At 63.6% G+C, this 23,877-nt stretch carries 17 protein-coding genes; 7 read left to right on the plus strand and 10 right to left on the minus strand.

Annotated features, from left to right (window positions below):
• Positions 1 to 6: 6 nt before the first annotated feature.
• The 7 genes from eboE to CGL56_RS02080 form a co-directional block, all read right to left on the minus strand.
• Positions 7 to 1,173, minus strand: coding sequence for a metabolite traffic protein EboE (gene eboE / locus CGL56_RS02050; RefSeq protein WP_099104828.1), 1,167 nt, complete (start codon positions 1,171 to 1,173; stop codon positions 7 to 9).
• Positions 1,174 to 1,222: 49 nt separating this feature from the next.
• Complete coding sequence (eboC, locus tag CGL56_RS02055; RefSeq protein WP_099104829.1) at positions 1,223 to 2,098, minus strand: UbiA-like protein EboC; 876 nt, start codon at positions 2,096 to 2,098, stop codon at positions 1,223 to 1,225.
• Positions 2,099 to 2,111: 13 nt separating this feature from the next.
• A complete protein-coding gene (locus tag CGL56_RS02060; RefSeq protein WP_099104830.1) occupies positions 2,112 to 3,017 on the minus strand; it encodes a TatD family hydrolase in 906 nt (301 codons plus the stop codon).
• A gap of 81 nt (positions 3,018 to 3,098) precedes the next feature.
• A complete protein-coding gene (locus CGL56_RS02065) occupies positions 3,099 to 3,950 on the minus strand; it encodes an EboA domain-containing protein (RefSeq protein ID WP_099104831.1) in 852 nt (283 codons plus the stop codon).
• Positions 3,951 to 4,065: 115 nt separating this feature from the next.
• A complete protein-coding gene (uvrB, locus tag CGL56_RS02070) occupies positions 4,066 to 6,111 on the minus strand; it encodes an excinuclease ABC subunit UvrB (RefSeq protein WP_099104832.1) in 2,046 nt (681 codons plus the stop codon).
• 59 nt (positions 6,112 to 6,170) lie between these two features.
• Positions 6,171 to 6,863 (minus strand): tRNA (guanosine(37)-N1)-methyltransferase TrmD, encoded by a 693-nt coding sequence (trmD, locus tag CGL56_RS02075; RefSeq protein ID WP_099104833.1) that lies wholly within the window; start codon positions 6,861 to 6,863, stop codon positions 6,171 to 6,173.
• 170 nt (positions 6,864 to 7,033) lie between these two features.
• Entirely contained in the window at positions 7,034 to 8,053 is a 1,020-nt protein-coding gene (locus tag CGL56_RS02080) for an MBL fold metallo-hydrolase (protein WP_099104834.1), read from the minus strand.
• Between the two features lie 252 nt (positions 8,054 to 8,305).
• On the opposite strand from CGL56_RS02080, the gene CGL56_RS02085 reads away from it, so the two are divergent.
• From CGL56_RS02085 to CGL56_RS02115, 7 genes are all read left to right on the plus strand, one after another.
• The gene (locus CGL56_RS02085) at positions 8,306 to 9,904 is read left to right on the plus strand and encodes a glycoside hydrolase family 43 protein (protein ID WP_245851900.1); all 1,599 of its coding nucleotides are present in this window, start codon (positions 8,306 to 8,308) and stop codon (positions 9,902 to 9,904) included.
• Positions 9,901 to 10,857, plus strand: a complete 957-nt coding sequence (locus tag CGL56_RS02090) for a pectinesterase family protein (protein WP_099104836.1) — start codon at positions 9,901 to 9,903, stop codon at positions 10,855 to 10,857. Before CGL56_RS02085 ends, CGL56_RS02090 begins: the two co-directional genes overlap by 4 nt.
• A gap of 3 nt (positions 10,858 to 10,860) precedes the next feature.
• The gene (locus CGL56_RS02095; RefSeq protein ID WP_099104837.1) at positions 10,861 to 12,096 is read left to right on the plus strand and encodes a DUF4861 domain-containing protein; all 1,236 of its coding nucleotides are present in this window, start codon (positions 10,861 to 10,863) and stop codon (positions 12,094 to 12,096) included.
• 29 nt (positions 12,097 to 12,125) lie between these two features.
• Positions 12,126 to 13,391, plus strand: a complete 1,266-nt coding sequence (locus tag CGL56_RS02100; RefSeq protein ID WP_099104838.1) for a glycoside hydrolase family 88/105 protein — start codon at positions 12,126 to 12,128, stop codon at positions 13,389 to 13,391.
• 146 nt (positions 13,392 to 13,537) lie between these two features.
• Positions 13,538 to 16,804 (plus strand): SusC/RagA family TonB-linked outer membrane protein, encoded by a 3,267-nt coding sequence (locus CGL56_RS02105; protein ID WP_099104839.1) that lies wholly within the window; start codon positions 13,538 to 13,540, stop codon positions 16,802 to 16,804.
• Positions 16,805 to 16,828: 24 nt separating this feature from the next.
• Positions 16,829 to 18,649, plus strand: a complete 1,821-nt coding sequence (locus CGL56_RS02110; RefSeq protein WP_099104840.1) for a RagB/SusD family nutrient uptake outer membrane protein — start codon at positions 16,829 to 16,831, stop codon at positions 18,647 to 18,649.
• Positions 18,650 to 18,695: 46 nt separating this feature from the next.
• The gene (locus CGL56_RS02115) at positions 18,696 to 20,354 is read left to right on the plus strand and encodes a DUF4957 domain-containing protein (RefSeq protein WP_245183944.1); all 1,659 of its coding nucleotides are present in this window, start codon (positions 18,696 to 18,698) and stop codon (positions 20,352 to 20,354) included.
• A gap of 123 nt (positions 20,355 to 20,477) precedes the next feature.
• Here CGL56_RS02115 and CGL56_RS02120 read toward each other — a convergent pair whose 3' ends face one another.
• The 3 genes from CGL56_RS02120 to CGL56_RS02130 all read right to left on the minus strand — a co-directional run bounded on the left by CGL56_RS02120 (position 20,478) and on the right by CGL56_RS02130 (position 23,870).
• The gene (locus tag CGL56_RS02120) at positions 20,478 to 21,425 is read right to left on the minus strand and encodes an alpha/beta hydrolase (RefSeq protein WP_099104842.1); all 948 of its coding nucleotides are present in this window, start codon (positions 21,423 to 21,425) and stop codon (positions 20,478 to 20,480) included.
• Between the two features lie 91 nt (positions 21,426 to 21,516).
• Positions 21,517 to 22,413, minus strand: a complete 897-nt coding sequence (locus tag CGL56_RS02125) for an alpha/beta hydrolase (RefSeq protein WP_099104843.1) — start codon at positions 22,411 to 22,413, stop codon at positions 21,517 to 21,519.
• A 2-nt stretch (positions 22,414 to 22,415) separates the two neighbouring features.
• Positions 22,416 to 23,870, minus strand: a complete 1,455-nt coding sequence (locus tag CGL56_RS02130; protein ID WP_099104844.1) for a tagaturonate reductase — start codon at positions 23,868 to 23,870, stop codon at positions 22,416 to 22,418.
• Positions 23,871 to 23,877 lie beyond the last annotated feature (7 nt).

A 23,877-nucleotide genomic window follows, 5' to 3' on the forward strand; every position in this document is an offset into this window, starting at 1 on the left:
GGGAGCTTATTCTTGAAGTTGGCGGCGAACCCAGTCGAGTTCCCGGTGGATGGAGTCGGTCAGGCTCAGCCTTTGGTGATCGGGCAGTACGTCCCAGGTATAGGTTTCCACCTCGAGGTGGCGGGTATAGGGGGCGGCCTTCCACAACCGCAACGTTTCGCGGATGGCGTCGTTCGTCGACTGCAGTACGCCGTAGCTGTCGGCGTAGATCGGCACGTGGAAGTGGGTACGCAGTTCCCGGTAGTCGGGGTCGTGGAGGGCCGCGAGGGCCGGCGCCAGGTCGGGGAAGCGGTCAATACTCCTGTCTTTCCGCCGCAGCGCCACCTGGTGGAGGTAGACCGGCTCGTCGTAGGGCTGCAGGCTGTCGTGCACCCGCTGGCGGTCGGTGGTCAGGTCGGCCTTGAGGGCGGCGCTGATCTGCAGCCTTCCGATCCGGATACCTTCTTCTGCAAGGGCCTTGAGGGCGCTAGCCTGGTCCTCGTAGGCCACCGCGAAGTGGCAAACGTCGTAGCAGATGGCCAGGTGTTCCCGTACCGCGGCTTCCCGTTCCCCGCGGGCCAGACGGCGGTAGAACTGGATGAATTCGGTACTGTTTTCCAGAAGGCCGTCGGGTTCGGGCTCCACGTCCAGGTGGAGGACCTTCCCCGTGCGCCGGCGAATTCCGTCGAGGTGGTCGATTACTTCCAGGATGTGGGCCTCCATTTGGGCGTACCCCGGCACCTGCGCGCCGCCGCCCCCGGCTTCCGGATGCCAGGGCTTGTAGGAAAGGGGGGAGGTCGAAACGCCGCCGTCCATGCCCTCGGGCAGCAGCTCGGCCAGGATGTCGAAGAGCAGCTTGGTGTACACCACTCTTTCACGGGTGCTCCAATCGGGAGCGTGCACCTGGTCCTTCACCACCTCAGCGTGGAAGCCTCCGTAGGGAAATCCGTTCATCGTGAAGACGTAGCAGTCGTGCTCCCGCAGCCATTCCTTGAAGGCCATCAGTCGGGGGGCCTCCGCCAGTTCGCTGGCCGCCCGACCGGAGAGCCGCAGTCCGATGCCGAAGGGACGGTCGGGGCTCGAAAGTTGCTTTACCGCCAGCACGTGGCGCAGGCTTTCACGGACTTCGGCCCAGCTTTCGCCGGGGTGGATGTTGGTGCAGTAAGTGAGGTGTTGGTGGGGAAAGATTTCCATAGGGGCGCGGACGCGGGTGCAGGGTTTGTTGGAAGGCCGGTAGCGGCGATCAGGTCACCGCGAAGTAGCGGGCCAAACCGAAAGACACCGGCAGCAGGGCCAGCACGGCCAGGCCGGCGGGCCAGCCCATGAAACCGGCGGCCAGACAGGCATTGAGCGGAATCAGGGAAATGACGCCGGTTTTGACGGCTTTCTTGATCAGCGGGGGCTGGTTGTCACGGATTGCGGCCACCTTGGCCCTCAGGTTCATGCCGAACCACAGCAGGAAAAAGGGGAGCGCCGGCCAGAGCTCGGAGACCGTCCACCGCGGCAACAGCAGCAGGGCCAGGGCCACGGTAGCGTCCAATCCGAGGGCCAGCTGAATGGAGGCCCGGTTCCGTCCGCCAACCTCCCCCCGGCTGGTGAGGGTGATGGCCGCGATGAAGACCACGGGAAGCAGGCCGATCCACCAGTAGGACATCAGCGCCATGCTGCTCAGGCTGACGCCTAGCAACAGGTTGCCGCCCCGGCACAGCCCCATCACGACGGGGCCGAACAGGGAGTGGTGCTTGGCCCAGCCGTTGTAGAGCAGGGTGAGCAGGGCCACGGCCAGGGCGATGCTGCCGCTGTCGCTGCTCACGAGGGCCGCCGCGGCTACGCCCCCCAGCAGGAGGAGTCCGCCCATCAGGATGGCGGAACCCAGGGAAACCTGCCCACTCGGCAGGGCGCGTTCGGGCCGCTCTACACGGTCGAGGTCCAGGTCAAAGACGTCATTAAATACTACCCCACCCCCGTACAGGCCCAGGGTAGCCAGGCAGAGCCAGGGCAGGTCGTCGCTCCAGCCCCCGGTGACCGCGGCGGCGAGGCTGGCTCCGGCGAGGATGTCGGCCACGGCGGTGACCAGGTTGGCGGGCCGCAGCAGGGTGAGATAGGGGCGCAGGGGCACGGGAGCGGTTGGTTTAGTTTTCGATGATGTTGTCGCTGGAGGAGGTCGTCCGGCGGCCGTTGCGCAGTACGCTGTTGCCGCTGAACAGCTGGCTGCGGTCGATCTCGGGGGCGTCCAGCCAGTCGCTTTCCTTCATCTGTCCGCTCTGGGAGTAGGCCGTCAGGGCGTTCTGGTAGGTGACCTTGCGGACATCCTCCTCGGAGATACCGCGCTCGAGCATAAGGGCGGCGGTCTTGGGCACCGAAAGGGGATCGGAGATGCCCCAGTCGGCCGAGCTGTCGACGATGATGCGCTCCGGGCCGTAGTGTTTCATGAGGTCGACCATCCTCTCGTTGCCCATCTTGGTGCCGGGATAGATGGTGAAGGCGGTCCAATAGCCGCGGTCGAGTACCTCCTGGGCAGTTTCCTCGTTGCAGTGGTCGATGATCACCTTGGTGGGGTCGCAGCCGTGCTCTTCCAGCACGTCCATGCTGCGGTAGGTGCCGTTCTTCTTGTCGCGGTGGGGGGTGTGGATCAGAATGGGCAGGTCGAGTTCCAGGGCCAGTTCAATTTGCTGGCGGAAGTACTTGTCCTCGGCGGCCGTCTGGTCGTCGTAGCCGATCTCCCCGATGGCGACCACTCCCTCCTTGGTGGCGTAGAGGGGCAGCAGGTCCATCACCTCCTCGGCGAGGGCTTCGTTGTTGGCCTCCTTGGAGTTGAGCCCGATCGTGCAGTAGTGGCGGATACCGAACTGGGAAGAGCGGAACCGCTCCCACCCCACCAGCGTGCTGAAGTAATCGCGGAAGGAGCCGGCGGCGGTGCGGGGCTGCCCGAGCCAGAAGGCGGGTTCGATCAGCGCCACGATGCCAGCGGCGCGCATGGCTTCGTAGTCGTCCGTCGTGCGGGAAACCATGTGTACGTGGGGGTCGATAAACTGCATAACTGCTGGGGATTTACTGGTTGGAGGACCGGATACTGAAAACTGCTCGTCCCGGAAAGCGACGGCAAAATAGGGAATGCCTTATACCCCGGCCCGCTCGTGCCGCCGGCCGATCTCGTTCCAGGGGGGGAGGTTGTCGGTGGAGACGCCCTGTTCGGCCAGCCATTCCCGGGCCGGGGCGTGGTTGCTGTCGTGGAGGGCCTTGGTGGCTGCGACCCGTTCCAGCTCGTCGCCTTCCCGGAAGGTCTTCTGCAAGCCGGGCAGCGAACGCTCGCTGACGAAGCCGGCCACGAAGCGCCACAGCTCCGGGCTGACGGGGCGGTGGGCCGACCACCGTTCCTCGGCGTAGTCCAGGAAGATATCGGCCAGTTTCTGGTTCTTGCGCTCCTCGATGCGGTAGATGCGGTACATGGGACGCTGCATGAACTTGGCCTTGAGCACCATCTGGTTCCAGGCGTCCTCGGAGAGGTAGCGGGCCGGATAGGGATTGTCGAGGGCCAGGGCATCGAATACGCCCACCATGTTGGTGCGCAGTCCCTCGCGGGCGCGGTCGGTGAAGTCGCCGGCGTTACTCAGGAAATAGAGCCCCCGGTAGAGGGCCATCAGTTCCCGGTAGTCGGCGGTATTGAAGAGTTCCTCCAGCACGGCGTGGTTGTCGGACGGCGGCAGGGCACACATCAGCAGGATGCGCCCCAGCTCATCGTTCGTCCAGGAGGTGGCGCCGAAGTTGGGGTAGATGGCGTTGAAGGAGCTGTACTCCGCCTCCGTGAACTGCAGCTCGTCCTTGCCCAGAAACCTGGGACAGGCACCGAAGGCGAGGTAAAAGCTGCGTGGCTTGAAGTCCGTCTCCAGGGCGGCGAGTTTCCCCTCCAGCCAACGCCTCCCTTCGGGCGACAGGTGGCGAAGCAGGATGTGGTGGATGGTCCCGTTCATGTCGAAAGCTAGCTATTTTTCCTGGGGAAGGAACTAATGCGGCGGCGGAAGGTTGGCCCATCGACCAGGCATTCACCGGGTGATCGGGCACCCGCGTGCGCGCCACTGCGGATAACTAGTTCTCCTTGAGGGCCATGGTGCCCATTTTGAGCTTCGCCTTCAGGGCGAATACCTCGTCGCGGTACTGGGCGGCACTCATGAAGTCCAGCTCCTTGGCCGCTTTCTTCATTTTCCGCTCGGCTTCCTGGATGGCCAGCTCGACCTGCTCCCTGGTCATGGCCTGTAGGACGGGGTCGGCCGCCAGACTGGGCTGGGTGGATTCCACGTAGGCCTGCCGGTTCTTGCGGCCACGGATGTCGAGGATGGTACTGCGGTTGATGATTTCTTCCCGCGACTTGGCCAGGGTTACGGGGGTGATGCCGTTCTCCTCGTTGTAGGCCATCTGGATGGCGCGGCGGCGGTTGGTCTCGTCGATGGTGCGCCGCATAGAGTCCGTCATCGTATCGGCGTAGAAGATCACCAGGCCATTGCTGTTCCGGGCGGCGCGGCCGGCCGTCTGCGTCAAGCTCCGTTCGTTGCGCAGGAAGCCTTCCTTGTCCGCGTCCAGGATGGCGACCAGGGAAACTTCCGGCAGGTCGAGTCCCTCCCGCAGCAAGTTCACGCCCACCAGCACGTCGAACTCGCCGAGGCGCAGGTCGCGCAGGATCTCCACCCGCTCCATGGTGTCGACTTCGGAGTGGATGTAGCGCACCTTTATGCTCATGTTGGCGAAGTAGGTCGTCAGCTCCTCGCTCATGCGCTTGGTCAGGGTGGTCACCAGCACCCGCTCATTCACCTTGCGGCGCTCGTCGATCTCCTCGATGAGGTCGTCGATCTGGTTGAGGCTCGGCCGAATCTCGATGGGCGGATCGAGCAGTCCCGTAGGCCGGATAAGCTGTTCGACGATCTCACCGCCGGTCTGCTCCAGTTCGTAGTCGCCAGGGGTGGCGGATACGTAGACCACCTGGTTGATCAGGCTTTCGAATTCGGTAAAGTTGAGCGGACGGTTGTCCATGGCCGAGGGCAGGCGGAAGCCGAAGTTGACCAGGGAAAGCTTGCGGGCGCGGTCACCGCCGAACATGCCGCGCACCTGGGGTACGGTGACGTGGCTCTCGTCGATGATCATCAGGTAGTCGTCCGGGAAGTAGTCGAGCAGGCAAAAGGGCCGCGTACCCGGGCGGCGACCGTCGAAGAAGCGGCTGTAGTTCTCTACCCCGTTGCAGTAGCCGAGCTCGCGCATCATCTCCAGGTCGAAGCTGGTGCGCTCGTGGATGCGCTTGGCTTCCAGCAGGCGGCCTTCCTTTTCGAAGTAGCGCTCCTGTTCGTAGAGCTCATCCTCGATGTTGCGGATGATGCCGTTCAGCCGCTCCTTCGGGGCCACGTAGAGGTTGGCCGGGAAGATGGCCGCGTTGCGCATGGTTTCGATCCGCTTACCGGATTCAATCTCGATGCGCTCGATGCTTTCGATCTCGTCGCCGAAGAACACCACCCGGTAGCCGAAGTCCACGTAGGGCAGGTTGATGTCGACCGTATCCCCCCGCACGCGGAAGGTGGCCCGGCGGAAGTCCGTCTCCGTGCGACTGTAGAGACTGTCGACCAGGTCGTAGAGGAAGCCGTTCCGGCTTTTGGTCTGCCCCACTTCCAGGCGGATGATGCCCGACTTGTAATCCTCGGGGTTGCCCATGCCGTAGATCACCGATACCGAGGCCACGATGATGATGTCGCGGCGACCGCTCAGCAGGTTGGAGGTGGCCCGCAGCCGCAGTTTGTCGACCTCCTCGTTGATGGCCAGGTCCTTCTCGATGTAAGTATCGGAAGTAGAGATGTAGGCTTCCGGCTGGTAGTAGTCGTAGTAGCTGACGAAGTACTCCACGGCGTTGTCCGGGAAAAACTCCTTGAACTCCCCGTAGAGCTGGGCGGTCAGCGTCTTGTTGTGGGTCAGGACCAGGGTGGGCCGGTTCAACTGGGCGATGGCGTTGGCCATCGTGAAGGTCTTACCCGAGCCGGTCACCCCGAGGAGGACCTGGGCGCGTTCCCCTTCGCGGACGCCGTGGACCAGTTTTTCGATGGCCTGGGGCTGGTCGCCGGTGGGGGAAAATTTCGAGGTCAGGTTGAAGGCCATGGGAGGTAGGGGTTGCGGGTCCTTTGGGAACCGCTGTCGCGGGTAATTGTTGGTTACCGTCAGTCGTCGGCCAGCTCATCCCCCAGCAGGTCGGGCCGCCGCTGGCGGGTCCGTTCCAGCGCCTGTTCCTCCCGCCACGCCTCGATGGCCCCGGTGTCGCCGCTGCGCAGGATGGCCGGCACCTCGCGCCCCCGCCACTCGGCCGGACGGGTATACACCGGCGGGGCAAGGAGATCGTCCTGGAAGGTATCGGTCAGGGCGCTGGTTTCATCGCCGATCACCCCCGGCAACAACCGGCCGATGCTGTCGACCACCACGGCGGCGGCCAGCTCTCCTCCGGAGAGGACGTAGTCGCCGATACTGATCTCCAGGGTCACGTAGGTTTCGCGGATGCGCTCGTCGATGCCTTTGTAATGGCCGCAGATCAGCAGCAGGTTCTGGCAGAGGCTCAGGCGGTTGGCGCGACGCTGGGCGTAGCGCTCCCCGTCGGGGGTCAGGTAGATCACCTCATCGTAGTCGCGCTCGGCGCGCAGCTCATCGATCAGGGCGGCGAGGGGTTCGCAGCGCATGACCATGCCGGCTCCGCCGCCAAACTGATAATCGTCCACGCTGTTGTGCTTGCCCAGGCCGTAGGGCCGCAGGTCGTGGACGCGCACCGTGAGCAGGTTCTTGTCCTGGGCCCGCTGCATGATGGAGTGGGAAAGCGGGCTGTCGAGCAGTTCGGGAACGGTGGAGATGATGTCGATGTGCAAGGTTGGGGGCTTTGGGGGGGCAAAGGTAAGGGTTGGTCCAACGCTGTATCATTGGACCACTAAGTCGTCCAACGCTGAATCGTTGGACGACTTAGTGGTCCAATGGAAAGTGGTCGGACCATTAAGTGGTCCGACGACTAACCGGTCGGACCACTTAATGGTCCGACCAGCTACCCCGCCCCCCACCACCAGGGCTCGTTCACCGCCGGCTGCAGCAGGCGGTCTGCCAGTCCGTGTTCGTTCATCAGCTGGGCGGACCAGAGGATGGGCTCCGAAGGGGGTTCGTAGCTGAGGTCGTAGGTGCCGTGGTGCATCGGCCACCAGTAGGTAGCTCCGAGGTCGCGGTAACCCTGGAAGGCTTCCGCCGGGTTGGCGTGGTTGCTCTGCATCATGAAGTCGGGCTTATACGCACCGATGCCCATCAAGGCCACGTCGATGCCCGGAAACATGGTCCCGATCTCCTTCCAGTATGGCGTGGCGGCGCTGTCGCCCCCGAAGTAAATGCGGCGTGCGGCCCCACCCTCCCCCACCGTGACCATGAAACTGCCCCACAATCGCCGGTTAAAGTCGGTGAGCCGCCGCCGGCACCAGTGACGGGTAGGCAGGAAATAGACCTCCACGCCGGTACCCGAAAGATCATAGCGCTGGAACCAGGCGGCCTCCTCTATTGGCACCTCCCCTACCCAATCGCCGATCACGTCAGTCATCCGCAGAGGCGCCAGCACCTTGCGTATGGCGTTGTTGGCGCACAGGGCGCGAATGCTCTTTTCGTCCACGTGGTCGCGGTGGTCGTGGCTCAGCAACAGGTAGTCGATGCCCTCCAGCTGACGGTAGTCGAAGGGCGGGCGTACCCGACGGGGTACGAGGGGCATATCTTCCAGCTGGGGGTCGGTCAGGAACCGCAGTCCATTGAGTTGCATCAGAAAGAAGGCGTGCCCCAGCCACACGATGTAGTTGCGGGACCGGTCCGCCAGGTAACCCACGTCGGGGTGCACCGGCGGCCGCCAGGAATCGGCCTTCTTCTGGGCCCGCTGGGGGTTGCGGGTCAGCATCATCTTGAGTACCGGGGGCCAGCTGGCGCGGAAGGGATGGCGGAGGTACTGGAACTGTCCGTCGATGACCGGATTCCCCCGCCAGCGGCCGGCCTGGGCGGGGTGAACGGGGAGGTCGGGATTGAGGAGGTATTCCATGGCTTCAAGTGGCGGGGGCGCGGGTTCCGCGTCCGGCCCTGATGCAACGTCAATTGGCGGTACGGATGTTGACGCCGACCGCTGCCAACGCCCGGGATCCGGCGAAAGTGAAAAACGGAGCGGAGGTTGTGAATTCCTGCTAGCGGGGTGGCCGGAGACCGCAGATACATTTACGACACCGGCGTTTTCGGGCCTTTTCCCCGTTCCGCCGGCCGTCGATTATACCGCCCCCCGGGCGGCCAACTACCTGCCGTGAAGCTCATCTGCTACCTATTCATCCTGCTAGTTATTCCCATGGTGGCGCTGTCCGCCCAGGAGCAGCAGCCGGACCTGCCGGCCGGCACCTACCGCAACCCCATTATCCACGCCGACTACTCCGACCCCGACGTGGTCCGGGTAGGCGATGACTTCTACCTCACGGCCTCGAGCTTCAACGCCGCCCCCGGTCTGCCGATTCTGCATTCCCGCGATCTGGTCAACTGGCGACTCATCAACCATGCCCTGCCGCGGCAGGTTCCCCTCGACACCTTTGCCCGCCCCCAGCACGGCAACGGGGTATGGGCGCCGGCGATCCGCTATCACGACGGCTACTTCTACATCTACTGGGGCGACCCCGACTTCGGCATCTATATGGTCCGCACCCAGGACCCGGCCGGACGCTGGGAAGACCCGGTGCTGGTACAGGCCGCCCGGGGGTGGATCGACCCCTGCCCCCTCTGGGATGAGGACGGCAAGGCCTACCTGGTGCACGCCTTCGCCGGCAGCCGCGCCGGCCTCAAGAGTGTGATAGTCGTGCACGAAATGTCGCCCGACGGTACCCATTTGCTCGACGACGGGGTGCTGGTCTTCGACGGTCACGCCCACCACGGCACCATCGAAGGGACCAAGTTCCACAAGAGCAACGGCTACTACTACATTCTGGCCCCCGCCGGAGGAGTAGCCACCGGCTGGCAGACCGTCCTCCGCTCCCGCTCGGTCTTCGGCCCCTACGAGGAGCAGGTGGTCCTTCATCAGGGGGATACAGACGTGAACGGTCCCCACCAGGGAGCCTGGGTGGAATTAGCCAACGGCGACGACTGGTTCATTCACTTTCAGGAGAAGCAACCCTACGGCCGCATCGTCCACCTGCAGCCCGCCCGGTGGGAGGCCGACTGGCTCCGCATCGGTGTGGACCGCAACCGCGATGGCATCGGGGAGCCGGTAGCAGAGTACACGGTTCCGGCTACGGCCCATCCTGCCCGGAGCGTCACCCCCCTGGCTACCGACGACGAGTTCAACCAGCCCCGCCTGGCCCTGCAGTGGCAGTGGCACGCCAACCCAAAAGCGGAATGGGCCTTCCCGACAGCTATGGGCTTCCTGCGCCTGAACCCGGTCATCAACGGCGACTGGCGCAATCTCTGGGAAGCCCCTAACCTGCTGCTGACCAAGCTGCCGTCAGAGTCTTTCACCGCCACCACCAAACTCGCCTTCTCTCCCCACCACGACGGGGAGCAGAGCGGGCTGATTGTGATGGGACGCGACTATGCTTACCTCACCGTCGAGCAGCACAAAGGGGAGCCGCGCCTCAAATTCGTTCACTGCCCCGGCGCCGAGAACGGGGCCGCCGAGCGCATCATGGCTACCGCCGCGCTGGAGGGCCAAGAGGTCTTTCTGCGGTTGAGCATGGCCCCCGGCGGCTTGACCCAGTTCGCCTACAGCTCCGACGGCCAATCCTTCCGCACCCTCGGCCCGCCCTTCCAGGCCCGGGAGGGCAAATGGATCGGCGCCAAGATGGGGCTGTTCGCCAACCGGCCCCGCCACGAGAACGACGGGGGCTACTTCGATTACGATTGGTTCCGCGTTACACCATGAAGCATCTCCTCCCCATTCTCCTGCTGATGATCACTGCGGCTGCCCTGCCGGCCCAGTACGCCGTCGACCTCTACGTGGCCGCGGACGGTTCCGCGGAATTCACCCGCATCCAGGACGCCATTGACGCCACCAAAGCCTTTCCGGACGAGCGCATCACCATTCACATCAAGGCCGGCGTCTACGAGGAGCAGGTAGAGGTCCACGCCTGGAATAACCGCCTCACGCTCGCGGGCGCCCACGCCGACTCGACCATCATCCGGTTCGGGGCCTACTTCGACAGCATCGGGCGGGGCCGCAACAGCACCTTCCACACCCCTACCCTGCGCGTGCGGGGCGACGACTTCCGCGCAACCGGCCTCACCGTGGCCAATACCGCCGGGCCGGTAGGCCAGGCCATAGCGGTGGCCGTCGAGGCGGACCGGGCGGAGTTCCACCGTTGCCGTTTCCTCGGCCACCAGGATACCCTCTACGCCGACGAGGCCAACACCCGGCAGTACTATCGGGAATGCTACATCGAAGGCACCACTGACTTCATCTTCGGGGCCGCCACCGCCCTGTTCGAGAACTGCACCCTCCACAGCAAGGCGGACTCCTACATCACCGCGGCCAGCACCCCGCCCGGGCGCGACTACGGCTTCGTCTTCCTCAATTGTCGACTCACCGCCGACCCCGCGGTCACGGCCGTCTACCTCGGGCGCCCCTGGCGCAGCAACGCCAGGACGGTCTTCCTCCACAGCGAATTGGGCGCCCACATCCTGCCGGCAGGCTGGGACAATTGGAACGACCCCGCCCGCGAAGCCACGGTATTCTACGCCGAATACGGCAATACGGGGCCGGGAGCCGCCGCCGGCGCACGGGTGCCGTGGAGCCGGCAACTGAGCCCGCGAGAAGCCCGACGCTACCGCAAATCCGAGATCCTCAAACCCTTTGCCCTGCCTCCGATGGCAGACTGACCTATGCTACGTCCGATATCATTCACCTTGCTGTTCCTTGGAACGACCCTCGGCCTCACGGCCCAGGCCCCGGCCACCTTCTCGGTGGCCAACCCCCTTCCGGTACCCCGCCCCGACGCCACCCTTGTGCTTACCGCCACCGATGTTCGCGGCCACCTTGGCCTGGACCCCACCCGGGGCCTGCGGTTCACCCACGATGGCCGCGACGTCCCCTTCCAGCCGGTGGACCGCGATCGCGATGGCGTCCCCGAAGCCTTTACCCTTTTGCTGGACCTGAAGGCGGGGGAAAAACAGACCATTGCGGTGCGTCATCTCGCCGTGGGCGAAGCCGCCCCCACCTTCCCCCGGCGGACGCAGGCGGAAGTCTCCCACAAGGTGGACGGACGCTGGCAGGACCGGGAGTACCAGGGCGGTTCCTTCGTGAACGTCGATTCGTTGGCGGTACCCCCGGAGCATACCGACCATTCCTGGTTCATCCGCTACGAAGGGCCGGGCTGGGAGTCCGACCTGGTCGGATACCGCTTCTACCTTGACTGGCGCAACGCCACCGATGTATTCGGCAAGAAGACGACGGATCTCACACTCCAGGATGTCGGGCAGGATGGATTCGACTCCTACCACGAGGCTTCCGACTGGGGGATGGACGTACTCAAGGTCGGCAAGGCCCTGGGCGTGGGCTCCCTGGCCACCTGGCATGACGGCCGGGCCCTGCGGGTGGAGGAAACGGACTCCGTGTCGGCTACCATCGTGGCTAGTGGACCGGTGGAAAGCATGGTCCGCACCCGCTACCACGGCTGGCGGGTGGGGCCCCGGGTGAGCGACGTCACCTCCGAACTCTCCATCGCCGCCGGCAGTCGGCTGACACGCCACGACGTAAGCCTGAGCGCACCCCTGCCCAACCTAGCCACCGGCATCGTGAAGCTGGAGCAGGGGGAAGTCCTGCAGGGAGAAGCCGGCCAGTGGGCCTACCTGGCCACCTGGGGGCCCCAAAGCCTGGCCGGTGACCTGCTGGGGCTGGCCGTGGTCTACCGCACCGCCGACCGCCAGTTGGTGACCGAAGACAACCACAGCCACGTGGTCGTCCTCACGCCCCATGACCAACAACTCACCTACTACTTCCTGGCCACCTGGGAGCAGGACACCCGTCCCATCCGGACGCGGGAAGCCTTCGTGGCCTATCTGAACGACCAACTGCAACGACTCAATTCCCCCCTCGCCCCCTCTTTCTCCCGGCGGTAATCCACCCCACTCGCAAAACGATTAACGATATGTATCCCAGATCACTTACCACCTTTTTTGGCGGCTTGGCCACGGCTACCCTGCTGCTTACCCTGGCACCCGCGTGCACCGCCCCCGAAACGGATGCCACCCCCTCCGCTTCCGAAGCTATGACGGTAACCATAACGGAGGACCGTCCCTGGTCGGAACGCATGGCGCTGAGCATCATGCAGCGCGCGCCCGTTGCCTGGCAGAACGACTTCCAGGAGCGCCCCCGGTGGAACTACACCCTTGGCCTGGTCCTGCAATCGGTGGCAGAAGTGGGCGATTACTACCAGGACCCGGCCCTGCTGGCCTACGCCCGCGACTACGGGGACACCATGATCTACCCTACCGGAGAGATCCGCGACTATGAGCTGACCAAGTTCAACATTGACCACATTGCTCCCGGGCCCCTACTGATGGACCTCTACGCAGCCACCGGGGAAGAAAAGTACCTGACGGCCATGAACACCCTGATGCGGCAGCTGGAGTGGCAGCCCCGGACCACGGAGGGAGGGTACTGGCACAAACTCCGCTACCCCTGGCAGATGTGGCTGGACGGACTGTTCATGGGTGAGCCGTTCCAGGCAGAATTCGCCAGCAAATTTGACCACCCCGAAGCCTTCGACCACATCGCCGAGCAGTTCGTCCTGGCGGAGGAGAAAATGCGCGACCCGGCCACCGGACTGCTGTACCACGGCTGGGACGAAAGCCGGACACAGCGGTGGGCGGACCCCGAGACGGGCTGCTCCGAGCACTTCTGGGCGCGCGCCATCGGCTGGTACGCCATGGGGCTGGTGGACGTGCTGGACTTCTTCCCCGAGGATCACCCCCGACGGGACGAACTGCTGGCCATCCTGAACCGGACCCTGGAGGCCGTGGTGACGGTCCGCGACCCTGAGACCAAGACCTGGTGGCAGGTCATCAACCTGCCGGAACGGGAGGGCAACTACCTCGAGTCGACCGCCTCCACCATGTTCGCCTACGCCATGATCAAGGGGGTAAACGAAGGTTACCTGGACGAGCGCTACCGACAGCTGGCCCAGGAGAGCTACGACGGCATCCTGGAAACCTTCATCCGCGTGGACGCCGACGGCTCCGTAAACCTGACCGACGGTTGCTCGGTCGCCGGACTGGGGGGCGACCCCTACCGCGATGGCACCTTCGAGTACTACATCAGCGAACCGGTGCGCGACAACGACCCCAAGGGGATCGGGCCCTTCATGCGGGCCAGCCTGGAGTTCGAAAAGGCCGCCACGACCGCGAAACTGTAGTGTGCCGGGCCACGACACCCCCTCGGTGAAATACTGCGCTGCCTTTGTGAAAACGTGCATAGGCCGATCTGCCCCCCCGCGCTGCCTCATGCTATTCCTTTGCCATACAAGCTTTTAGGCTCACCCGATTTTCAAAACTTAACATCATGCAAAACAAGAAGTACAGAATTCTATTTGCCGCACTACTGGGCGTGTTGGGATTCCTCCCAGAGGATCTCGCCGCCCAGGAGGGTACCATAACGGGTACCGTCACCGATCTGGAAGGCGAGCCCCTGATCGGCGTCACCATCATGGTCAAGCATACCGGTACCGGGTCGGTCACCGATTTTGACGGCCGTTACGACGTCAGCGCCTCCCCCGCCGATACCCTGGTATTTTCCTACACCGGCTACGGCTCCCGGGAAGTGGTGGTAGGCAACCGCCAGGTCATCGACCTGGAGCTGTCCGCCGAGGCCTCCCTCCTCGATGAGGTAGTGGTGGTGGGATACGGTACCGTCCGCAGGTCGGACCTGACCGGCTCGGTGGCCTCCGTATCGGGCGAAAAACTGGCCGCCACGCCTTACGCCAGCGCCGCCCAGGCCATCACCGGCCGGCTGCCCGGCGTCAACGTGTTGACCACGGATGGCTCGCCGGATGCCGAAGTGGTCATCCGGGTGCGGGGCGGTGGATCCATCACCCAGGACAACTCCCCCCTCTACGTGGTCGACGGCTTCATCGTGGGCAGCATCCGGGACATCCCGCCCACCGACATTGCCAGCATCAGCGTACTGAAGGACGCGGCCGCCACGGCCATCTACGGTGCCCAGGCGTCGAACGGCGTCATCGTCATCACCACCAAGCGGCCGGTAGCGGGCAAGATCAACATCAACTACAACGGCTACGTACAGGCGAAGCAGTTGCCCACTAACCGCTCCTACGATGTGCTGTCGCCCTACGAATTTGCCCTGGCCAACTACGAGTACGCCGCCGTGAGATCCGAGGCCGACGTGCGCAACTTCGAGCGCTTCTTCGGCAAGTACGACGACCTGGAACTGTACCAGCAGAAACCCGGCACCAACTGGCAGGACGAACTCTTCGGTGATCCCCGCCTGTCGCAGTACCACAACCTGAGCCTGAGCGGCGGCAGCCAGACCACCAAGCTGAGTCTGAGCCTCACCAACAACACCGACGAGGGACTGCTGATCGGCTCCGGATTCCGCCGCAACGCCCTCAACTTCAAGTTGGAGCAGGACCTCTCCGACCGCCTCATCCTCGAGGCCGGCGCCCGGATCACCAACACGGTGGTCGACGGGGCAGGCACCTCCGGATCGGCCCAAATCCGCATTCAGGATGCCGTGCAGACCCGCCCGGTCAACGGCGTGGCCGACGAGCTGGAAATCGACCTGAACACCGTGAATGAATCCGACGACTTCCAGAGCTTCCTGCGCAGCCTCGTCAACCCCACCGAACTAGCCAAGCAGGACTGGCGGCGGAAAACCGATAACGACTACATCTTCAACGCCGCCCTGGGGTGGAACATCACCGACAACCTGATCGCGAAGTCCACCTTCACCGGCTCCCGCAGCTTCGACAAGCGGCTGCGCTACTTCGGCCCCTTAACCAGCGAGTCGTTCAACAACGGCGGCAACCTGCCACTCGGGGAGAAGACCAGCATCGAACGCACCTCCTACCGCTGGCTGAATACGGTCTCCTACCGCCTGGTATCTCTGAAGAACCAGAACCTGGACTTTCTGGCGGGCCACGAAATTTACTCCAACGGCGGGGAAGCCGACTTCCTGCGCGCCGAGGATTTCCGCCGGTCCATCACCCCGGAGGAACTATTCGCCAACATGACCTTCGGGCGCACCGACCGCCACGAGACCCAGGTGTACACCAACGCCAACCGGCTCTCGTTTTTCGGACGCGTTAATTACTCCCTCAATGACCGCTACCTCATCACCGGTACCCTGCGCTCCGACGCCTCCAGCAAATTCGCCGAGGGCAACCGCGTGGGTTACTTCCCCGCCGTGGCCCTGGGCTGGAAGCTGACCGAAGAGGCCTTCCTGGCAAACGCCGACTGGCTGCAGGAACTCAAACTGCGCGTCAGCTACGGAGAAACCGGAAATGACCGCGTGGACGCCACCGCCACCCAGTTCCTCTTCGTGGGTACCTCCAACCGCGGACCGGGCTTCAACAACGTGGACAATGTGTACTACACCCCTTCGGGCAGTACGCTGTACAACCCCTTCATCAAGTGGGAAACGACCATCAACCGCAACCTTGGCCTGGACTTTTCCCTCTTCGACGGGATGCTCTACGGCGCCCTGGACCTGTACAAGAACACGACCGAGGACCTGCTGCTGCGGTCGTCCATTCCCTCCAACACCGGATTCACCACCCAGTGGGACAACATCGGGTCCACCTCCAACCGCGGGGTGGAACTGGGCCTGACGGGGTACTTCGTGAGCCGCCCCGAGTTCACCCTCTCCGCCACCTTCAATATCGGCGTCAACCGGGCGCGGGTGGAAGACCTCGGCGGCACCGAAAGCCGCTTCTTCCAGTCAAACTGGGCCAGTACCGACCTGAAAGACCAGAACGACTACCTGCTGACGGTAGGTGGCACCCTGGGCGACATCTACGGCTACGTAGCCGACGGTTACTACAGCACCGACGACTTCAGCGGCTACGACCCCGCCTCCGGCTCCTACACCCTGAAGGACGGGGTGCCCAACTCGGGAGCCACCGTCGGCAACCCAGACGTACGCCCCGGCTTCATGAAACTGAAGGACATCAACGGCGACGGGCTGATCACCAGCGACGACCGCCGGGTGATCGGCAATGCCCTGCCCAAGCACCAGGGTGGATTCGGATTCGACGCCCGTTACAAGGGCTTTGACGCCTCCGTTTTCTTCAACTGGTCCTACGGCAACGACGTCTACAACACCGGCAAGATCCAGTACAACCAGTTCCGCCGCGTCACCTACGGCAACCTGCTGGAAACGATGAGCCTGGACAACCGCTTCACTTACCTGGACGTCGACGGGTCCTACACCGGCACGCCGGGGGGCATCGTGACCGATCTCGACCAGCTCGCCGCCCTGAACCAGGGCAAGCACATCTGGTCCCACAACAGCTTCGGGGTGGCCCAGGCCGTCATCTCCGACTGGGCCGTGGAGGACGGCTCTTTCCTGCGCCTCAACAACCTCAACGTCGGCTACACCCTGCCCACCGACCTGACGTCGCGGATCGGCATCTCCAGCCTGCGCTTCTACCTGACCGGCAATAACCTCTGGCTGCTGACCAACTACTCGGGCTACGACCCCGAGGTAAGCACTTCCCGCAGCTCCTCCTACGCCGCCCTGACCCCCGGGGTGGACTTCTCCTCCTTCCCGCGGAGCCGTTCCTACACCTTCGGGGTCAACCTCAATTTCTAATTCGCCTACAGCAATCGATCCATCATGCCTTATAAAGCTATACTGGCGGTACTCGCGGTAACCTGCCTCACCGCCTGTCAGGACTTCCTCGAACCGGAATCCATCTCCACCTTCGACACCAACTACGTCTTCTCCAACGTGGACGACGCCCGCAAGGGGGTCAACGCCATCTACGCCCCCTTCGGTGAGGACGCCTTCCGCTCCCGCCTGTCGAACAACATGACGGGGAACACCGACATCGAGCACCAGAGCGGCTGGACAAGCTCTTCCGACCGCTACCAGATCTGGGACCTCCAGGCCCTGTCGAGCAACAACGACCTGCGCCGCGTATGGAACGCCGCATACCAGGCCATCCGCGATGCCAACATTGCCATCGACGGTATCGAGAACAGCCCCGCCCTGGCCGGGGAGGACGCCCTCACCACCCGCACCATGAACCACCTGCTGGGGGAAGCCTACACCCTGAGGGCCTACTGGTACAGCATCCTGGCCTACTACTGGGGCGACGTGCCCTACGTCCGTGAAGCCCCCAAGGCGGGCAACGACTTCTTTCTCGAAAAGACCGACCGCAACTTCATCCTCAGCGAGGTCATCCAGGACATGATCGACATCGAAGGGAAGATGCTGTGGGCCGAGGAACTGCCCTACGGCATCGAGCAGGTGAACCGGGAATACACCCTCGGCATGATCGCCCGCCTGTCGCTGCAGCGTGGCGGTTACTACCTCAAACCCGACCTCACCCAGGCCCGGGAAGCCGACTACCTCGACTATTACCAGATCGCGAAGAAGTACACGGAGAAGCTGATGGCCCTGAAGGATCGCCCGCTGCCGGAGGATTTCCGCCAGGTGTTCCTGAACAACGCCAAGTTCATCTCGCCGGTCAATAGCGATATCCTTTTCGAAGTGCCCTTCGCCATCGGCAACGGCGACGTGGGCTGGAACATCGGGGTCACCGTCCAGGGCGGGGCCACGGCCTCCCACGACTACGGCTCCGGCAACAACTACATGGCCATGCCGGTGTCCTACTTCTACTCCTTTGATCCGGACGATATCCGGCGCGACGTCACCTGTGCCTTCTACATGATCAACACCGACGGCGAGGTGGAATTCGCCCGCGGTGGCGTAGGCAACATCGCCCAGGGCAAATGGAGTCGCTGGGACCTCGATTCGCCCCCCGGCGCCTCCTCGGCCAAGGGAACGGGCATCAACTGGCCCATGCTGCGCTACTCGGACGTCATACTGATGCACGCCGAAGCCGAGAACGAGCTGAACGGCCCCACCGCCCTGGCCCAGGAAAGCCTGAAGCGGGTCCGCCGCCGCGCCTTCGACGAGGCCGACTGGGGAGAAAAGGTGGACGCCTACGTAGCCGGCGTGTCCGCCGGCAAGGAAACCTTCTTCGAGGCCATCGTCAACGAACGGGCCTGGGAATTCGGCGGTGAGATGATCCGCAAGTACGAACTCATCCGCTGGGGCAACTACTCCGAAAAGGTAGCCGAAACCGTCACCACCCTTAAGAAAATGGCCGATTCGGCCATGGAAGGCTCCGGACAATACGCCGAGCTGCCCGACTACCTCTACTGGAAGGTGGACGAGAGCGGCAACTTCGTCGTCCTCAATCCCGACACCGACGTGGCCGTGCCACCGGACGACAGCTGGAACCGCGAACCGTGGCTGCTCGCCCTCAACGATGAGGTAACCGTCTACGACGAGTGGATCCTGAAGGACTGGAGGAACTACATCGACGAAGGGCCGAAACCGGGTACGGTACGCTACATCTTCCCCATCCCGGAAGAGGCCATCACCAACAGCCAGGGCACACTCTCAAACGACGGCTATGCATTCTGATACCCCGGTCCACTCACTTATTCAAGCTATACCAATGAAACAGTCCATGACAATCCTGCCCAAACTGTGCCTTATGCTGCTGGGGGGCGCACTGCTGCTCCTCTCAGGCTGTGAGAAGGAGGAACTCTACGAGGAAACCCGCCTGTTCCGGCCGGTCCTGAACGAACCCCTGGAGGCCGAACTCAATACCATCATCGTCAACATGGGCAACATCAAGGAGGCCACGTCCTACACCATTGAGGTGAGCCGCGACTCCTTTGCTTCGGTCCTGTACACGATAGAGGCCGACACCCATTACGTGGTCATCAACGAGGAAACCCTCAACGGGGAATCCCTGCTCTACGCCACCCTCTACCAGGTGAGGGCCACCGCCCACGCCGCGGAGGAGGCCTTTGACAGCCGCCCCTCCGACCTCGGCGACGTGCGCACCGAGCGCTTCCCTTCCGTGCTGATCAGCCCGACCGAAGGGGACCTGCTCGATGCCCTGGCACGGGTACGCTGGCAGGTGGCCGGGGCGCCCATCACCCACATCCGGGTGTTCAGAGGCAGCGACGAGCGACTGACGGATCCCCTGCAAACCTATGAAGTGGATGCCGTGGCCCAGGACACCGGTGCCTTCATCGTAAGTGGCCTCAAAGCGGAGACGGAATACCAGATCGCGATCTACAGCGGCGGTGAGGGGGAGACCCTGCGCGGCTGGGATCTCTTCACCACCATCGCCAGCGCCATCGACCTGGACGATCCCAACGTCATCAACCTGAGCAACTCGAGCGACCCGGATACCCTGGAAGCGGCCATCGCCCTGGCGCAGGACGGACAGGTCATCGTCCTGCAGAAAGGATTCCAGTACAACCTGCCGCGGGAGCCGCTCGACAAGTCCATCACCATCACCTCGGCCTACGGCTTCGGCAGCCAGAAGACGGTGCTGTACACTACCGGCAACTGGAATTTCGCCGAAGGGGCTACCATCGACCACGTCCGCTTCATTGACGTGGAACTGCGGGGTGAAGACATCGGTGGCGACTACGTGTTCAACCCCAAGCGCGACGCCCGCACCGTCGTCAACGAACTGACCTTCGAGAACTGCATCATCAGCCATTTCCGCGGGATCATCCGCATCCGCAACCAGGTGTTCGTGCACAATTACACGATCAACAACTCCCTTGTCCACCACATCGGCGGCTACGGCATCCTCACCGCGGATACCGACGGCGTAGGCAACGCGGCCTTCGACAACATCACGCTGACCAACAGCACCTTTTCCAAGGTCCACGTTTTCATGCAGTCGCGGCAGAACGCCCAACGCATCACCATCGACAACTGTACCCTCTCCGAAGTGGGGGACCCGGACGGCATCATCTTCCGCTGGCGGGGTGAAGATGGCCTGCTGAGCAACGTACTCGAAGGCATCACCATCACCAACACCATCTGGGGCCCGGCGTGGGACGAAGGAGAAACGGGCAATACCGCCGTGCGCGGCATCTACGACGGACTGGAGAACACCAACTTCAACATCGTCAATACCTACGCCACCGCCGACTTCGCCTTCACCCCCGGATCGGAGATCCCGGGCTTCCCTGCCCTGCAGTACAACGGCACGGCCGACGACCTGTGGGTAGCCCCCGATGCGCTCAACTTTAACTTCCAGGACAACGGCTTTGCCGGTGTCCGCGACGCGGGTGACCCCCGCTGGCGACCGTTCTAAGATTGTGCTTTTGATTTTCGTGATCGCATTTATTCCCAAAGAAGCGCCCGGTTTATCCGGGCGCTTCGTATTTGTGGAAGGGCGGCCATCAGGTAACTCATACCCCTGTAAGCAGTCCGCAACTCAGGGAAAGACCCGCCGGAGGAAGTACACCGTAAGCTCCAGCGTTGGCGCGAACCAGGGGTCCAGCAGCCAGAAGGCGTGGGGCGTATCGGCAAACGTGTGCTCTTCGTGGTAGATGCCGTGGCGGTCCAGCACCGCGAACAGGTCATCCCGCCCGGCGTGAAAGCGGGGGTAGGAGCTGTTGATGAAGAGGAAAGGCGGCGTATGCTCATCGGCGTACTCCAGGGGGGAAGCCTCCCGCCACCTTTCGTAATTTTTGGTGTAGTCGCCCAGCCAGGCCGTGGCTGAGCGGCCCGTCCATTCCGGTTCCGCCGCGGGGTGAACGAAGGAAACGATGCCGTCAACGTTCACGACGGCCTGAACCGCGGCGGAGGGGGCGGCAGGAGGTTGGGCACCGTCGTAAAGGTCCAGGTTATACGTGGTGCCCAGAAGGGAGGCCAGGTGGGCGCCCGCGGAGCAACCATAGGCGGCAATCCGGCTCGTATCGATGCCGTACTCAGTGGCGTGGGCCCGCATCCAGCGTACGGCCCGCTTCAGGTCCTCCACCCCCGCCGGATAGGGAGCCTCGGCGCTCAGGCGGTATTCTGGCACCACGGTGACGTAACCCCGTTCCGCCAGATGCTGGGCCATGGCCGTGAGGTTCTCCTTGGACCCGGTGGTCCAGCCCCCGCCGTGGATCATCAGCACGCCCGGTCGGGGACCGATGGCGGTCTTGCGGAACACATCAAGGTGCAGGGGCCGGTCCTCCCCCACCCGGGCGTAAACCACATTGGTATCCGCCCCTACGCCCACCGGCAACCGGGGGTAAACGGGCTTCACCTCCGGATGGCTGCGGCGGATCTTCTCGTAGGAAGAATGGATGGAGTAGCTGGTATCCCGGGGCTGGTAACCGGATTGGGCGTAAAGCCCACCGGCCAGCAGCAAGGGAAGGAACAGGGAAATTTTCATGGGCGACGTAGCATGGCGGTTAGAAGTTAACGCGGCACCCGCGTCCCCGCCCGGGAAACTTCCATGATGCGCGAACGCAGGTGCCGGGCGATTACAGCGTGCGCAGCCAGTTGGTAAAGCGCTCCAGCCACCGGTCGGGGGTCGTGGGGTTGCGGAGGCCGAAACCGTGGCCACCGGCGGCGTAGAGGTGCATTTCGGCGGCTACCCCGTGGCGGAGGCAGCTTTCGTAGAACCGCAAGCTGTTTTGCACCGGCACCGCCCGGTCGTCGGCGGCGTGGACGAGGAAAGCGGGGGGTGTGAGCGGAGTCACCTGCTCCTCGGCGCTGAAACGGGTCACCCGGGATGCAGGAGGTGCATCCCCGATGAGGTTGCGGCGGGAACCGGCGTGGGTGATGGTCGAATCAAAGGAAATGACCGGGTAGATGAGCGCGACGAAGTCGGGCCGCACCGAAGTGGTATCCGTTTCATTCGGATCCGCCGGGCGGGCAAATTGGGTAGCGGCGGTAGCGGCCAGGTGGCCACCCGCCGAGAAGCCCATGATGCCGATCCGGTTGGGGTCGACCCCGTGGTCGGTGGCCTGCTTCCGTACCGTGCGGATGGCCTGCTGGGCGTCCATCAGCGGTGCGAGGGATTTGTTTACGTTGGTCGCATCCTGGGGGATACGGTACTTCAGCACAAAGGCGGTGATACTGTCCTTCACCAGCTGCTTGGCAATCCACACGCCCTCCTTGTCGTAGGCCAGGCGGGCGTATCCACCCCCGGGGCAAATGATCACCGCTTGCCCATTGGGGTGCTCCGGCCGGTAGGCGGTCAGCTCCGGTATGGCCACGTTGCTGATGGCCCGCCCGCCGGATGCGCGGTGCTCTACGGATTCCGGATTGGGTACCGCCCGTGAGTTCGGCACCTTTCCCGGGTAGAGGGGATGGGATTGCTGGGCTTGCATCATGGCCGTGTAAAGGAAACAGAGGACGAGTAGAGCGCGCAGCATCACTAGCGGGTTTGGGAGGTCAGGGTGAGCTCCACGGCCTCGGCCATCCCCTCCCGTTCTATGCGATCGAGGGCCAGCGACAATTCTTCCGCGAGGCCGGGGAGGTCCGACAGGTCGCGGCCCCAAGCCCGTTTCCAGCCCAGGACGCGGCCAGTCAGTTCATCCAGGGAATTGCATTCCGCCCACGCCCGTTGGAGGAAGTCGATGGCCCAGTCGTCGTCCTTCAGCGGAATGGGCTGTCCGGCCCGCTTGCCCCGGTAAAAGCGGATCAGGGCCGCAAAGGCCAGCGTCATCCGCGGCGGTGGCGTACCCCGTTGCTCGAGGTAGGCCAGCAGGGACGTCAGGACGCGCTCCCGGAATTTGGAGACCGAGTTCAGCGAGATGCTCAGCAGCCGGTGGTGAATGAAGGGGTTGCGGAAGCGATCGAGCACGTCATCGGCGAACCGCTCCAGGTCCACCTCGGGCAGGCGGAGAATAGGTATCACCTCCTCGAAGAGGAGCTCCCGAACGAAGGCGCCGGTGGTTTCGTCCTCAAGGGTTTCCCGCACCGTCTCCTTGCCGCTGAGGTAGCCTACGGGTACCATGGAGGTGTGGGCCCCGTTCAGGATGGCCACCTTGCTGCGCCGGTAGGGCGTCAGGTTGTCGGTGTAAATGATGTTCAGTCCGATCTGGTCCAGGGGCAGTTCTTGGCGCACAGCCGCGGGTGCCTCGATCGCCAGCAGGTGATAGGGTTCCCCCTGGGTTACGGCTACGTCGCGGAAACCGAGCCGCTCCCAGGTTGTAGCCTGCTCGGCCTCCCCTACCCCGGGCACGATGCGGTCGACCAGGGTATTGCAGAAGGTACAATGCTGCTGCACCCAGGCGACGAATGCCTCCGGCAGCGACCAGTGACGGGCGTACTTGACCACCAGGTCCCGCAGTACGCTGCCATTGTCGACGATGAGCTCGAGGGGGAAGACGATGCAGCCCCGGGATTCGACGCCGGCGAAGTGGGTGAAGCGGCGGTACAACCAGGCCGTCAGTTTGGCGGGGAACTCGTCGGGCACGCCGGAGTCGAGTCGGTCGTTTTCGGAAAAGCGGATCCCGGCTTCCGTAGTGTTGGAAATGATGTACCGGAAGTCGGGTTGCTCGGCCGATGCCAGGAATCCGGACCAGTCCGCATCCATACTGATGACGCGGCTTACGTTCGTGATCAGGTCCACCTCGTCTACGGTCTTTCCCTGGCGGATACCGCGGGTCAGGACGTGAAAGAGCCCGTCCTGCTGTTGCCATTCGGAATAAATGCGGCGGTCGGAATTGTTGGCGACGAGGACGCCGAGGTCTGCGTCACGCGTGTCGTTGTACACCTGGATGATCCAGTCGGCAAAGCCCCGAAGGAAGTTGCCCCCGCCAAACTGCAGTACCCTCTCGGGGGGCGGCGGGGCTACGCTGGCAGTGGTTCGGTTGAGTGAGTGCATAATCGTT

Origin of the sequence: Neolewinella marina, from assembly GCF_002631205.1 — a bacterium.
In the GTDB taxonomy this organism is placed as follows: Bacteria; Bacteroidota; Bacteroidia; order Chitinophagales; family Saprospiraceae; genus Neolewinella; species Neolewinella marina.

Coding starts and splice junctions, on each gene's coding strand:
- CGL56_RS02115 (WP_245183944.1), top strand. CDS start 18,696: ATGACAATCCTGCCCAAACTGTGCCTTATGCTGCTGGGGGGCGCACTG.
- CGL56_RS02120 (WP_099104842.1), bottom strand. CDS start 21,425: ATGAAAATTTCCCTGTTCCTTCCCTTGCTGCTGGCCGGTGGGCTTTAC.
- CGL56_RS02110 (WP_099104840.1), top strand. CDS start 16,829: ATGCCTTATAAAGCTATACTGGCGGTACTCGCGGTAACCTGCCTCACC.
- CGL56_RS02105 (WP_099104839.1), top strand. CDS start 13,538: ATGCAAAACAAGAAGTACAGAATTCTATTTGCCGCACTACTGGGCGTG.
- CGL56_RS02090 (WP_099104836.1), top strand. CDS start 9,901: ATGAAGCATCTCCTCCCCATTCTCCTGCTGATGATCACTGCGGCTGCC.
- CGL56_RS02080 (WP_099104834.1), bottom strand. CDS start 8,053: ATGGAATACCTCCTCAATCCCGACCTCCCCGTTCACCCCGCCCAGGCC.
- CGL56_RS02125 (WP_099104843.1), bottom strand. CDS start 22,413: ATGCTGCGCGCTCTACTCGTCCTCTGTTTCCTTTACACGGCCATGATG.
- CGL56_RS02130 (WP_099104844.1), bottom strand. CDS start 23,870: ATGCACTCACTCAACCGAACCACTGCCAGCGTAGCCCCGCCGCCCCCC.
- CGL56_RS02100 (WP_099104838.1), top strand. CDS start 12,126: ATGTATCCCAGATCACTTACCACCTTTTTTGGCGGCTTGGCCACGGCT.
- CGL56_RS02065 (WP_099104831.1), bottom strand. CDS start 3,950: ATGAACGGGACCATCCACCACATCCTGCTTCGCCACCTGTCGCCCGAA.
- CGL56_RS02095 (WP_099104837.1), top strand. CDS start 10,861: ATGCTACGTCCGATATCATTCACCTTGCTGTTCCTTGGAACGACCCTC.
- CGL56_RS02060 (WP_099104830.1), bottom strand. CDS start 3,017: ATGCAGTTTATCGACCCCCACGTACACATGGTTTCCCGCACGACGGAC.
- uvrB (WP_099104832.1), bottom strand. CDS start 6,111: ATGGCCTTCAACCTGACCTCGAAATTTTCCCCCACCGGCGACCAGCCC.
- eboE (WP_099104828.1), bottom strand. CDS start 1,173: ATGGAAATCTTTCCCCACCAACACCTCACTTACTGCACCAACATCCAC.